Here is a 13,667-nt window from a genome sequence, read left to right on the forward strand (position 1 = left end):
GTGGGGTTTACTAGTTTTAAAAAATTGGTTTTCCTCTATTTAAAAATTAACTAAAAATATATCTATATATCATTTAAATCAAGATATAATAAGGGAATATTAACGGATTAATTTTTTGTATTTTATCCTTTTAGGCATTAAGTCTCCACCCAAACGTTTCTTTTTATTTTCCTCATAATCTGAGAAAGAACCTTCAAAGAAATAGACTTGACTATCGCCCTCAAAAGCTAAAATATGAGTACAAATTCTATCTAAAAACCATCGATCGTGACTAATTACTACTGCACAGCCTGCAAAATTCTCTAAGCCTTCTTCTAATGCTCTTAAGGTGTTTACGTCTAAATCATTAGTTGGCTCATCAAGTAAAAGAACATTTCCTTCTTCTTTTAAAGTCATTGCTAAATGCAATCTATTTCTCTCACCACCAGAAAGTGTTGAAACTTTTTTATTTTGCTCATTCCCAGAAAAATTAAACCTACTCAAATAAGCTCTAGAATTTACTTGCTTACCTCCCATCATAACTAAATCTTGACTGTCAGAGAAATTTTCCCAAATTGTTTTATCTGGATTAATGTTTGAATGTGCTTGATCTACGTAAGCTATTTTTGCAGTTTCTCCTACTTTAAATGATCCTTTATCTGGGTTTTCTTCTCCCATGATCATTTTAAAAATAGTAGTTTTACCTGCACCATTTGGTCCAATAATACCAACAATACCTGCTTGTGGCAAGTTAAAAACCAAATCTTCGTATAATAATTTATCTCCAAAAGCTTTAGAAACACCTTCAGATTGAATAACGTTAGTTCCTAAACGTGGTCCATTAGGAATATAAATTTCTAATTTTTCATCTACCTGTTTTTGGTCTTGACTCATTAGTTTATCATAATTCTTCAAACGAGCTTTTTGTTTTGTTTGTCTTCCTTTTGCACCTTGACGAACCCATTCTAATTCTCGTTCTAAAGTTTTTTGACGTTTAGACGCTGTTTTACTTTCTTGAGCCATTCTGTTTGACTTTTGGTCTAACCAAGAAGAGTAATTTCCTTTCCAAGGTATACCTTCTCCTCTATCTAACTCTAAAATCCAACCAGCAACATTATCTAAGAAATATCTATCGTGAGTCACTGCAATTACAGTTCCTTTATATTGTGCTAAATGATGCTCTAACCAATGAACAGATTCTGCATCTAAATGGTTAGTTGGTTCATCTAACAATAATATCTCTGGTTCTTGTAATAACAATCTGCATAAAGCTACACGTCTTTTTTCTCCCCCAGAAAGTACTCCTATCTTTTTGTCAGAATCTGGTGTTCTTAAGGCATCCATTGCGATTTCTAATTTTGTGTCTAATTCCCAAGCATTTGCTGCATCAATTTTATCTTGAAGTTCAGCTTGCTGGTTCATTAGTTTTTCCATTTTATCAGCATCAGAATACACTTCTTCTAAACCAAACATATCGTTTATTTTATTGTATTCATCTAAAATAGCTACTGTTTCTGAAACACCCTCTTTTACAATTTCTAAAACTGTTTTTTCAGGATCTAAAGAAGGCTCTTGCTCTAAATAACCTACTTTATAACCTGGTGAAAAGGTAACATCTCCTTGAAAGTTTTTTTCAACTCCTGCTATAATCTTTAATAAAGTAGACTTACCTGAACCGTTTAAACCAAGTATCCCAATTTTGGCTCCATAAAAAAAACTTAAATAAATATCTTTTAAAACTTGCTTTCCAGTAGATTGATAGGTTTTTGAAACCTTATTCATCGAGAATATTACTTTCTTATCGTCACTCATTACGTTTATATTCTTTTATTATATTTTACTAAACTCTTCCTTTTAGGGCATTAAACACCCAAGCAATACAGAAAAAACCAATACCAACTGTAGCAAAGCCCCAACCAGCAACTTCCTCATATCTGTAGGCACCCATTAAAATTAAAGTTACTCCCATAAAAATCATTAGAACAGTTGCCCATCCTAAGACATTGTTTTTATTCATCGCCATTCTTCTCTAAGTATTTGTTAATTCGCAAATATCGAAAATTTATTCCGTTTATTTTAACCTTTTAACTCCAACAATAAAACATTTTTTTTAAGTAAAGTAAAAATAACTTCATCTTTTAGTAATTATTATGCGATAATTTAAAATAACAAAAGAGCACTTTAAAAGTGCTCTTGTTTAAACATATCTGCAAAAAAAAACAATTAAAAACCTCTTCTCTGAACACCTCTTCTCTGATCTTGAGTAGTGTTATTTTGCCTTCTATTAGGTCTTTTAGGTTGCATATTTTCTTTAATACCTTTCTGATATTTAAACCATTTCTTATTTTGTTTTTCACTTAAAACAACTACTAAACTTTCATTTAAGTTTTCTTCTAAAGCTATAATTTTAATTCTTATAGGTCTAATTATTTCACTTATTTTTTGTCTAACATTAGGAACTTTATTTTGATTGTTATTTTGAAAACTATTGCTTGACCTGTTTGATGACCTTGTAATTTTCATAATCACATTTAAATCATCAAAATTTTCTTTATTGAGTAATGCAATTTCCTTTACTTTAAAATTATAAGTTCTTAAAAACCTTGTTAATTTGGTTTTAATGGAACCGTCCTTAATTTTTAATTTCTTTACAACTTTTGGTACATCATAATAAAATATACCTGCTGTTTCAGCCGCATTAAATTCCTTAATTTTACTAACCTCAGTTTGTCTATCATTGTTTTGAGAAGACCTACCTCTCATTCCTCCTCCTCTTTGAGGCATTGTATAAAGTAGAGATGGGATTAATAGAAATGCCATAAAAAATATTCTTTTCATATAGTACAGTTTTAGTTATATAGCTTTAAATGAAATTACTTCTAAAAAACATGCTAAATATACTTAAAATTAAAGTTTGGCCGCCAATCTTGCACCTTGATTGATAGCTCTTTTTGCATCCAGTTCACTCGCAAAATCTGCACCACCTATCACATGAACATTTTTACCTAAGTCTAAAAGTGGTTGATACAAATCTTTAAATGGAGTTTGACCAGCACATATAACAACATTATCTACCTTTAAAACTTTTTGTTCTTCATTTTGGATATAATGCAAACCATCATCATCTATTTTATTATAAGTAACCTCTCCAATAAATTGAACCTTTTTCTTTTTTAAGGCAGACCTATGAATCCAGCCTGTTGTTTTACCTAAGTTTCCTCCAAATTTACCTTTACTTCTTTTAAACATGAATATTTCTCTTGGAGATTCTTCAAAATATGGGGTAACATCTTCTATACCACTTCTTGCCTTTAAGGTTTTGTCTATACCCCATTCTTTTAACCAAGCATCTATATTTACAGCTGTAGACTCTCCTTCACGAGAAAGATATTCAGAAACATCAAAACCAATACCTCCTGCACCAATTACTGCTACACGTTTACCTACTGGCTTTTTATACTTTAAAACATCTATATAACTTAGGACTTTAGAATGATTGCTACCATCAATCTTCAATTCTCTAGGTTTAATACCAGTAGCTATTATAATTTCGTCAAAATCTGAATTCACTAAATCATGTGTAGATACTTTTGTTTCAAGTTTTAAATTGACATTATGTAACTCTATTTGCCTATTAAAATACCTTAACGTTTCGTAAAATTCTTCTTTACCAGGAATCTGTTTGGCCATATTAAATTGACCTCCAGTTTCAGAGGCAGCGTCAAACAAGGTAACATTATGTCCTCTTTGTGCAGCAATAGTAGCAGCAGATAAGCCTGCAGGTCCAGCTCCAACTACTGCAATTTTCTTTTTGCTTTTTGTTGGTAAATAATTTAACTCTGTTTCATGACAAGCTCTTGGGTTTACCAAACAACTAGCTACTTTTCTTTGAAAAACGTGATCTAAACAAGCTTGATTACATCCAATACATGTGTTTATTTCGTCACTTTTCTCTGCTTTTGCTTTATTTACCCATTCAGGGTCTGCTAAGAAGGGTCTAGCCATAGAAACCATATCTGCATGACCTTCTGCTAAAACCTTTTCTGCAGTTTCTGGCATGTTAATTCTATTTGAAGTAATTAAAGGTATTTTAATTTCTTCTTTCATCTTTTTAGTAACCCAAGTAAAAGCTGCTCTAGGCACTGAAGTTGCAATGGTTGGTATTCTAGATTCATGCCAACCAATACCTGTATTTATAATTGTAACTCCAGCAGCTTCTATAGCTTTACCTAATTTTACAATTTCTTCCCAAGAACTTCCTCCTTCTACCAAATCTAACATAGAAAGACGGTAAATAATAATAAAGTTTCTACCTACAGCCTCTCTTGTCTGCTTTACCAGCTCAATTGGTAAGCGCATTCTGTTTTGATAATCACCACCCCAACTATCTGTTCTTTTATTGGTTCTTTTTGCTATAAATTGGTTGATTAAATACCCTTCAGATCCCATAATTTCAATTCCATCATAACCTGCTAATTTTGATAGTTTGGCTGAGTTTACAAAATCTTTTATGGTTCTTTTAATTCCAGATTCCCATAATTTAAATGGAGTAAAAGGTGTTATAGGCGATTTTATTTTTGACGGAGCAACATTAAATGGGTGGTACCCATACCTCCCTGCATGTAGTATTTGCATGCAAATTTTGCCTCCCTCAGCATGAACAGCTTTCGTAATTTTCTGATGGTGAATTGCGTGTTTTTTTGAAGACATTCTTGCTGCAAAAGGACCTGTCCAGCCTTGTATATTTGGTGCAATTCCTCCTGTAACTATTAAACCTACTCCTCCTTTAGCTCTCTCTGCATAGTAAGTTGCAATCCTTTCTATTCCATTTTTTTCTTCCTCTAAACCTGTATGCATAGACCCCATAAGAATCCTGTTTTTCAAAGTGGTAAAACCTAAGTCTAAAGGCTCAAAAATATGTTTATACTTCATCGTAAAAGATTTATATTTATTATGCATGCATAATACTTTGCAATATATGTTTATTTTACGAAATTAGAAAGCCAAAGAATCCTATTCTTTGGCTTTTTAAAGTTCTTATTTTAAAGATTTAAATCATAGGTACATCAATAACTAATAGTTTACTTTTTTGATGTGCACTGATTGTTACTTCTTTGATATACTCTATACCTAAAGCATCTCTAGCATTTAGTTTTTCATCTGCAATACTAACTTCTCCTTCTATCAAAAAGAAATAAGCAGCATTATTTAGGGTATAGGGAATGGAAAAATTATTATCTAAATCTATTTTATAAATATAGGCATCCTGATAAACTGGCAAGGAACCTTTAACTGTTTTGCTTCTTGGAGATACTAGTGTCTGAAATTTATTTTTACATGCATTACTATTAAAGAAGTGTTGGTCATAATAAGGGGGTACTTCTTGCTTATTAGGTATAATCCAAATTTGTAAAAAATTTGTTTCTTCAGTTTTACTATCATTAAACTCAGAATGTGTGACACCAGTTCCTGCACTCATTACTTGCACCTCATTTACCTCAATAGAACGTTTATTTTCCATACTGTCTTTATGAGAAAGAGCACCTGTTATAGGAATAGAAATAATCTCCATATTTTTATGAGGATGTGTCCCAAAACCCATTTTAGGCTGAACAATATCATCATTTAAAACCCTTAGCATACCAAAATTCATTCTCTCTGGATTTTGATAACTCGCAAAACTAAACGTATGATGTGATTTTAACCAACCATGATTTGCAAATCCTCTTGTTTCTGATTTATGAACTGTTTTTTTCATCTTGTTGGTTTTAGATTATAAAATTATGAGGTTAATAGATGTAAATTTTTGAAAATTTAGTAATCATTTAAAACAGGAATTTTAATGGTATAATTAATATAAATATCCCATTTTACCTTGTTGATAATCACGCATAGCTTCTAGAATCTCAGTTTGTGTATTCATAACATATGGGCCGTATTGTGTTATTTTTTCTTTTATTGGTTTTCCTGAAAGAACTAAAAGTGTACTGTTTTCATTTGCCTTAAACGATATTAAATTTCCATTTGTACTAAAAACAATCATTTGATTACCTCCTTTCTTGAGAACTTCTTTACTATTAATCAAAACATCACCCTCTAAAAGATAAATTAATGATTGGTGATTATCAGGTAGATTTATTTGAATTTCCCCATCTTTTTCAGCATTAGCCGTAAAAACATTCACCTCAGTTTGGGTTGTTATTAATCCCTTTTCATTAGCTTGTTGCCCAGCAATTACATTCAATTTTACTTTTTTATCATCTGAATACACTATAGGTATTTGCTCAGCTTCTAAGTGTTGATAATTTGGAGGCATCAGTTTGTGTTTTGATGGAAGGTTTAACCAAAGTTGTATGCCCTCTAAATCTCCTCCTTGTTTTACAAATTCTTTTGTAGGTGCTTCTGCATGAACAATTCCTCTTCCTGCGGTTGTCCATTGCACTCCTCCAGCTTTTACAACCATATCATTACCTAAAGAATCTCTATGTAATTGTTCCCCTTTAAAGAGTAATGTTACTGGTTCAAATCCTCTATGAGGATGTGGACCTAGATCAAAAGGATTGTTAAATTCTGAGATTGCATAAGGCCCATAATGATGCAATAATAGGAAAGGATCTACGTTTTCGATACCTGCATTTGGTAAAGGTTGGCGCAGTTTAATAGGCCCCATATTAACAAAAGGACTTTTTGCTATATGTTGTATACTTTTTAATATATTCATCGTATTTTATCTAATAAATTATTCAATTGTATTGCTTCTTCATTAGTAAGTTTATCTAAAAATGATAGAGATCCAGATTCGTTAATTTCTTCTAACAACTGTAAACCAGCTGTGGTAATTTTTATATATACCACCCTTCTATCGTTTGTAGACCTTTCTCTTTCTATAAACTTTTTCTCACACAATTTATCCATTAAACGTGTTGCGTTAGGAGCTCTTTCTACCATTCTTTCTTTCACAATCTGAACTTTCATTTTTTTATTTGCACCTCTTAATATTCTTAAAATATTAAACTGCTGAGGAGATATACAAAAAGGCTTAAAAAATTCAGTCTCCTTACTATTTAACCAATTGGCAGTATATTTAATATTTACTAACGCTTTTAATCTATCATTTTTAAATTTTGATTGTATGTCATCTGAGAGATTTCCCATGGCTTTTTCTTTATCGTTTTAGAAAGTTATTTTTTTAAATTGATAGTTTAAATAAATACTACTTTTTTAAATAATCATTATCATTTAAATTAATATGATAAAAATATAAATTTTAAACTTATATTCCAAGGAATATATTTACAATGTATTTAAATAAAAACACAACAGCAGATTTATGAGTGTTAAAATAAATTAGTTTCCATAGTTTTTAAATATATTTGGAAACTGATATTTAAAAATCATTAAATGAAGAAATTATTATTGTTTTTAGTATTTTTAATGTGTGCTACTTCAGCATTTAGCCAATTAAGCAAAAAACACTTTATTCCTCCATTGACAAGTACTTCATCTGACGAAATAGTTCAGCAATATATTTACATTTCTACCCCTAATGTGAATAATGTTTCGTATAAAATAACTCCTGTTGGTAATCCTGAAATTTCTGCTTATAGTGGCATTGTGACTAATACAAGCCCAGTTAGACAATCAATATTAAATACAGCAGGTACTTTTGAAGACTTCAATAGCAATAGCCAATTACATGTTCCCAATTTCAATGTTGGTGGCATAATTACAAATAAAGGATTCATTATTGAAGCAAGTGATGTTATATATGTATCAATTAGAGTAATTTCTAATAGTTTAAATCATGCAGGTGCACTAGTTAGTAAAGGTAGCTCAGCATTAGGTAATAGTTTTAGAGTTGGAGGTTTTGTGAGAGAAGGAGGTACAGTTGATAATCATTTAACCTTTGCTTCTTTGATGGCTACTGAAGATAATACTACTGTTAATATTACAAACTTACCTGCTGGGTTTACACAACCAAATAGTTCAAGTGTTCCCAATGATATAATTTTAAATGAAGGAGAAAGCTATGTAATAGCTTTAAGTACCACTGGTGGTACAGACCCAAAAGATTTAATAGGAAGTCTAATCTCAAGTGACAAACCTATAGTGGTTAATTCTGGGTCAGCCACTGGAAGTTTTGGTAATTCAAATGGAAGAGATTATGGAATTGACCAAATTGTTGGTGCTGATAAAATAGGAACTGAATATATTTTAGTAAGAGGAAGTGGCATAGTTAGTAATGAAAATGCATTGATTATTGCACACGAAGATGATACAGAAATATCGATAAATGGAAATTCGTCTACGACTACCATTGATGCTGGCGAGTATTTTGTAGTTGAAGGTAACAACTATGTAAATGGTAATATGTTTATAAGTACCTCAAAACCTACTTTTGTTTATCAAGGTATTGCAGAGAAAAACAATCAATTTCCTGACGCAAACCAAGGTTTGTTTTTTGTTCCTCCATTAAGCTGTGAAAATAAAGGTGATGTCAATAATATTGCAAGTATCGATAGAATTGGTGATAGTAACTTTACTGGAGGCGTTACCATTGTAACAAATACTGGGGCGACTATTACCATTAATGATATGGATATTTCTACCTTTGCACCTCAAGGCCCTATTAATGTTACAGGGAACTCAAATTATGTTACTTATAAAGTATCTGGTTTAAGCGGAAATATAAAAGTAGAAAGTAACCAAGAATTATACTGTGCTTATTTTAACAAGAATGGTGCTGCAACAACTGGTGCTTTTTATTCTGGGTTTCCATCAGCACCTGAGATTAATTTCAATACAACTGTAGCAACCTTAGGTAGCTGTATTCCAAATGTAACACTACAAGCTGCAAACACAGACTTGTTTGACAGCTTTGAATGGCAATTTTTTAATGAAACTACTAGTACTTGGGAGCAAAGAAGTACAACTGCAGATTACGAACCATTAGAAAGTGAACCAGGTAAATACAGATTAATTGGTACAATTAATTGTACTGGTGCTACTTTTAATTCAGTAGAAATTCCTGTAAGTATTTGTCCTGATGATTTTGACAATGATTTAATTATAGACAACGTTGATATAGATTTAGATAACGATGGTATTTTAAATATTGATGAATCTTTAGGTGATGGTATTGTTAATTTCACAAACCTAACCAACCCAACTATAGATGCTAGTGGCAATTTAATTACTAACTTTTTAACAGGTAATAAAACAAGTGATGGAGATGTTAATTTTATAGGGAATACCAATGGTATTTTTATATCAACTATTAACGATAATAGCAGTGCAAATGCCTCTAATATTTATGAATTAGAAAGTACAGAAACCTTTAATTTTGAATTTACACAAGATGCAAATCAGCCACACACTGCAATTGAAGGTGTAGAATATGAAATTGGTATTGGACCAGCAGCAAAGAATGTTACCTTAATCGATCCTGATAATATTTTATTAGTAGACACTAATTTTGACGGGCAATTTCAAGCAGATGTAGACAATTATTCTAGTTCTCTAATTCGTTTTAGATACAACCCTTCACCAAATGGAAATACACCATTTAAATTTGTAGCCAATGGTGTAGACAAAATATTATTTTATCATATTGCAACATCAAATGTTACAAATTCTGTTTTTAATGGTAATTTAAAACTTACCAATATTAGAATAGATTCTGATGGAGATGGAATTGAAGATGCTTTAGATTTAGATTCAGATAATGATGGTGTTCCAGATCTTTTTGAAGTTGCAAACCAAAATATTACTCTTTTAAATACAGATAATAATTTAGATGGATTGGATGATGTTTTCGATACATTTACTTCAGGTAATTTGGATACAGATGGAGATAGAGTGCCAAATCACTTAGATTTAGATTCTGATAATGATGGTATTTATGACTTAGTAGAATCTGGTTTTACAGTTACTGATGCCAACAATGATGGAATTATAGATAATGCTAATTCAGCCAATGTTGGTGCTAATGGATTATTAGACACGCTTGAAAGCACAGCAGATTCTGGTGTTTTAGCAACCCCTTTAAGAAACTCTGATGCGACTTCTATAGTAACTGCTAATCAAGATGCTATTTTCGATTTTGCTGATTTAGAATCAGATGGAGATGATTGTTTTGACGTTATTGAGGCTGGTTTTGAAGATCCAAATAATGATGGTGTGCTAGGAGATCTTCCAAATGATGTTGATTTTAATGGTTTAGTAGAAAATTATGCAGTTGGGTTTGGGTACACAGCACCTAATGCAGATTATATAATTAGTGCTCCAATTGTAGTAAACTCTTTTGTAGATGCTGTTTTCTGTGAATTAGATACAGATTTTATTACTATAGATTCTACTGCAGATAGCTTTCAATGGCAAGTTTCTACAGATGGTTCTACTTGGCAAACTATTGATAATACTGATTTGACTGATGCTTATGAAAATTCCAATTCAAAAGATTTAAGAATAATTAACACACCTTTAAGTTATCATAATTATCAATACAGGGTTATTTTAAACAGAACTGGAAATGCGTGTACAGAAATTTCTTATGCAGTTACTTTAACTGTAAACCCATTACCAATTCTAAAAGCCAATCCAGAATTATATCATTGTATTGAAGCTGGTAATCCAAATCCTACTGTTAACCTTACATTAGCTGATAATAGTGTTTCAGATACTCCAAATGTTACTTTTGAATATTATAGAGATATAGCAGGTACTGACCTAATAACTGATCCAACCTCTTATCCAGTTATTGTTAACACAACTCAATCTGTTTATGCAAAAGTGATATCAAATCCATTTGGATGTTCAGGAGTTTTATCTGAAGTAAAAATAAATGTGGGTGAAATAGGTATTGAATATAAAACTTTAGGGGTTTTAGAAATTGAATGTGATGATTTTACTGGAGAAGATAAAAGTGACTTTGATAAACAAACTCTTTTTAAATTAAATGAAGATTTTGTTAGAAATCAGATAGATAATACTCTAGATAAAGAAAAAAGTACTATTTATTACTATCAAAATAATAGAGATAGAACTCAAGATCTGAAAGAAGAAAGGGTCGATATAACAAATTTTAGAAATGATAGCACAAAAATAAACATTACTAACATTCCAGAAGGAATTAAATTTCCTATTTATTATAAAATTTTAAGCAATGTCAATAATGACTGTCAAGGATTAGGAGAATTTTATTTACAAATAAATAATGTACCAGAAACTAGCAATCAAACTCTTCCACCTATTATGGAGTGTGATACAGGTACTTTCGACGCTGATGTTTCCAATGGAAGTAATGCAAATATTAATTTAAAACAAAGAATTGATGACGCAATGAGTGGAACAGGTCAAGATAAAAATGATTTCATTTTTAGATTTTATAAATCTGAAGCTGCTGCTTTTTCAGGTGATATTACTAGTGATGATTACATTAGCAATCCTGAGCAATTTACAAACGATGTTCCTACTGGTTTTACACAAGGAGATATTGTTACACAACCTATTTTTTTGAGAATAGAAAATAAATATGGCTGTGTAAATCCTCATACAAGTTTTAATGTAATCATAAACCCTATACCTACAATTCTAATAGATATCATTCCTCCTTTAGAAGTTTGTGATATGGGTACAGATGATGGTGATCTTAAAAACGGTTTAGAACAAGAAATTGATCTTTCTATAAAAGATGAGGAAATTTTAACCGGAAGAATTAAAAATGATTTTACAGTAACCTATCACAAATCCATAGCAGATTTAGAAGACTTAAGCTCCAATGGAGTTAATAAAACCGGATTTGATTCTGATAGAAATAGAATAACAATAAATCCAGTAACTGGAAGCAGTGAAGAAATTTTATACATAAGGGTTAAGAATGATGATACCGGTTGTATTTTTGATGATTCCACTCTTACAGTTATAGTGCATCCTGAACCTAATATTCCTGACAATATTACTAATTATTCAGATTGTGATAATACAACTGATGATGATGGTGAAGATGACAACGGAATTAACGGAGATATTACCTTAAATAATAAAATTCCAGAAATTCTAGCTAATTACCCACCTGGAGAATTTAGTAATTTTGATATTACTTTTTACAAAAAATTAGTTGATGCACAGTCAGGAGACCCTAGCTTAGCTTTAAATGGAACTAAATACCAGAACAAAACTTTTCCTTTTAATCAAGAAATATTTGTACGCGTAGAAAATAAAAATACAAAATGTGTTTATGACGATTTATCTTTTTTTATAAAAATAAAACCAAAACCTAGTTTTACAGTATTAGGAGAAAAAGATTTAGATGATCCACAAATTATTTGTTTAAACGATACACCTCTTAAGTTAAGAGCTGAAAACTTTGCAGCGAAATATAACTATAAATGGAAAGACGAAACTGGAGCTGAAATTGGTTATGATTCTGAACAACTTGTATATAAAGATGGTAAATATACTGTAACTGCTTATGATGACTTTATTGGTGGATGTAGTAGAGAAAGAACAATTGTAGTAAAAGAATCTGATAGGGCAATTTTAGAATCGAGCTTTGTGACAATTGTAGATGAGTCAAATAGTTTAGGAAGCACCAACAATTTATCCATTTCTATTGATGTTATCAATAATGATTTAGGGCCTGGTGATTATCAATTTGCAATCATTAATACAGATGATAATACTAGAATTCCTTTTATTGGTTTTCAAGATGAACCACTTTTCGAGAATTTAGAAGGAGGAATTTATACTGTTATTGTAAATGATAGAAATGGTTGTGTAGAAGACACAACTTTACCAGTGTCTGTAATTCAGTTTCCAAAATTCTTTACGCCAAATGGAGATAATAATAACGATACTTGGGTTGTAAAAGGTGCCAATCGAACTTTTTATACTAATGCTAGCATTAACATCTTTAATAGGTTTGGCAATCTGGTTGCACAAGTGCCTATTGATGAAAATGGTTGGGATGGAACATATAATGGTAAATTACTACCTTCTGATGATTATTGGTACAATGTAACATTAGTACCTGCAGACACAACAAAACCAACAATTAACAAAAAAGGAAACTTATCGTTATTGAGAAAATAAGGTTATGAAAACCTATTTAACTCTTTTATGTCTTTGTCTAAGTTTAAGCTTTACAGCTCAAAATGAAACTATTTATTGGTATTTTGGTAATAGAGCCGCTTTAAACTTCGATAAAGGTAAAATAGAGGTTTTAGGTAATAGTGCTATGAATTTTTTCTAAACAATGTTGATTTTTTTTGGTAATGCAAACAATTATTTCTTTTCGAGTGTTGATACTGGTCTGCAAACCATTTATGCGAGAGATACTAATACTTGTGAGCAATCTATACAAATAAATTTATCTGTAATTGGGTTTAAAAAATACTTTACTCCAAATGGAGATGGAGAAAATGACTTTTGGAATGTAAAAGGTTTAGATAAAACATCTTTTAAATCGATAGATGTACAAATATTTGATAGATTTGGGAAATTAATTTATTCTATCACAAATTTTGATACTCTTGGTTGGAATGGTTCTTATAATGGTAAAAATCTTAATGCTAATAACTTTTGGTTTAAAGCCAAAATAGTAGATAAAGACGATAACGAAATTAAAGAATCTGGAAATTTTAGCTTAATTAGAGATTAAAATTAAATAAAAAAACACCAAAACAAAA

General features: G+C 30.8%; 10 protein-coding genes. 3 read left to right on the forward strand and 7 right to left on the reverse strand.

The genetic code is table 11. The features are described from left to right. Positions 1 to 99: 99 nt before the first annotated feature. From ettA to Q0L44_RS03840, 7 genes are all read right to left on the reverse strand, one after another. A complete protein-coding gene (ettA, locus tag Q0L44_RS03810) occupies positions 100 to 1,791 on the reverse strand; it encodes an energy-dependent translational throttle protein EttA (RefSeq protein ID WP_296635508.1) in 1,692 nt (563 codons plus the stop codon). A 28-nt stretch (positions 1,792 to 1,819) separates the two neighbouring features. Beyond that, positions 1,820 to 2,002, reverse strand: coding sequence for a CAL67264 family membrane protein (locus Q0L44_RS03815; protein ID WP_296635510.1), 183 nt, complete (start codon positions 2,000 to 2,002; stop codon positions 1,820 to 1,822). Between the two features lie 200 nt (positions 2,003 to 2,202). Then, positions 2,203 to 2,817, reverse strand: a complete 615-nt coding sequence (locus tag Q0L44_RS03820; protein WP_296635512.1) for a hypothetical protein — start codon at positions 2,815 to 2,817, stop codon at positions 2,203 to 2,205. Between the two features lie 69 nt (positions 2,818 to 2,886). Further along, a complete protein-coding gene (locus Q0L44_RS03825; RefSeq protein ID WP_296635513.1) occupies positions 2,887 to 4,911 on the reverse strand; it encodes an NADPH-dependent 2,4-dienoyl-CoA reductase in 2,025 nt (674 codons plus the stop codon). A gap of 118 nt (positions 4,912 to 5,029) precedes the next feature. Next, a complete protein-coding gene (locus tag Q0L44_RS03830; RefSeq protein WP_296635516.1) occupies positions 5,030 to 5,737 on the reverse strand; it encodes a pirin family protein in 708 nt (235 codons plus the stop codon). Positions 5,738 to 5,830: 93 nt separating this feature from the next. Further along, positions 5,831 to 6,700 (reverse strand): pirin family protein, encoded by an 870-nt coding sequence (locus Q0L44_RS03835; RefSeq protein ID WP_296635520.1) that lies wholly within the window; start codon positions 6,698 to 6,700, stop codon positions 5,831 to 5,833. Then, positions 6,697 to 7,134, reverse strand: coding sequence for a MarR family transcriptional regulator (locus tag Q0L44_RS03840; RefSeq protein ID WP_296635522.1), 438 nt, complete (start codon positions 7,132 to 7,134; stop codon positions 6,697 to 6,699). Before Q0L44_RS03840 ends, Q0L44_RS03835 begins: the two co-directional genes overlap by 4 nt. Before the next feature lie 246 nt (positions 7,135 to 7,380). Here Q0L44_RS03840 and Q0L44_RS03845 point away from each other — a divergent pair, with 246 nt between their 5' ends. From Q0L44_RS03845 to Q0L44_RS03855, 3 genes are read left to right on the forward strand one after another with little or no spacing between them, the layout of a single operon-like run. Beyond that, on the forward strand, positions 7,381 to 13,071 hold the full coding sequence (locus Q0L44_RS03845; protein WP_296635525.1) for a T9SS type B sorting domain-containing protein: 5,691 nt from the start codon (positions 7,381 to 7,383) through the stop codon (positions 13,069 to 13,071). Between the two features lie 4 nt (positions 13,072 to 13,075). After that, the gene (locus Q0L44_RS03850; protein ID WP_296635528.1) at positions 13,076 to 13,231 is read left to right on the forward strand and encodes a hypothetical protein; all 156 of its coding nucleotides are present in this window, start codon (positions 13,076 to 13,078) and stop codon (positions 13,229 to 13,231) included. 3 nt (positions 13,232 to 13,234) lie between these two features. Next, positions 13,235 to 13,639: a T9SS type B sorting domain-containing protein gene (locus tag Q0L44_RS03855; RefSeq protein WP_296635531.1), complete on the forward strand. Its 405-nt coding sequence runs from the start codon at positions 13,235 to 13,237 to the stop codon at positions 13,637 to 13,639. Positions 13,640 to 13,667: the final 28 nt, after the last annotated feature.

The sequence above is a fragment of the Polaribacter sp. genome, assembly GCF_024639685.1.
GTDB lineage: Bacteria > Bacteroidota > Bacteroidia > Flavobacteriales > Flavobacteriaceae > Polaribacter.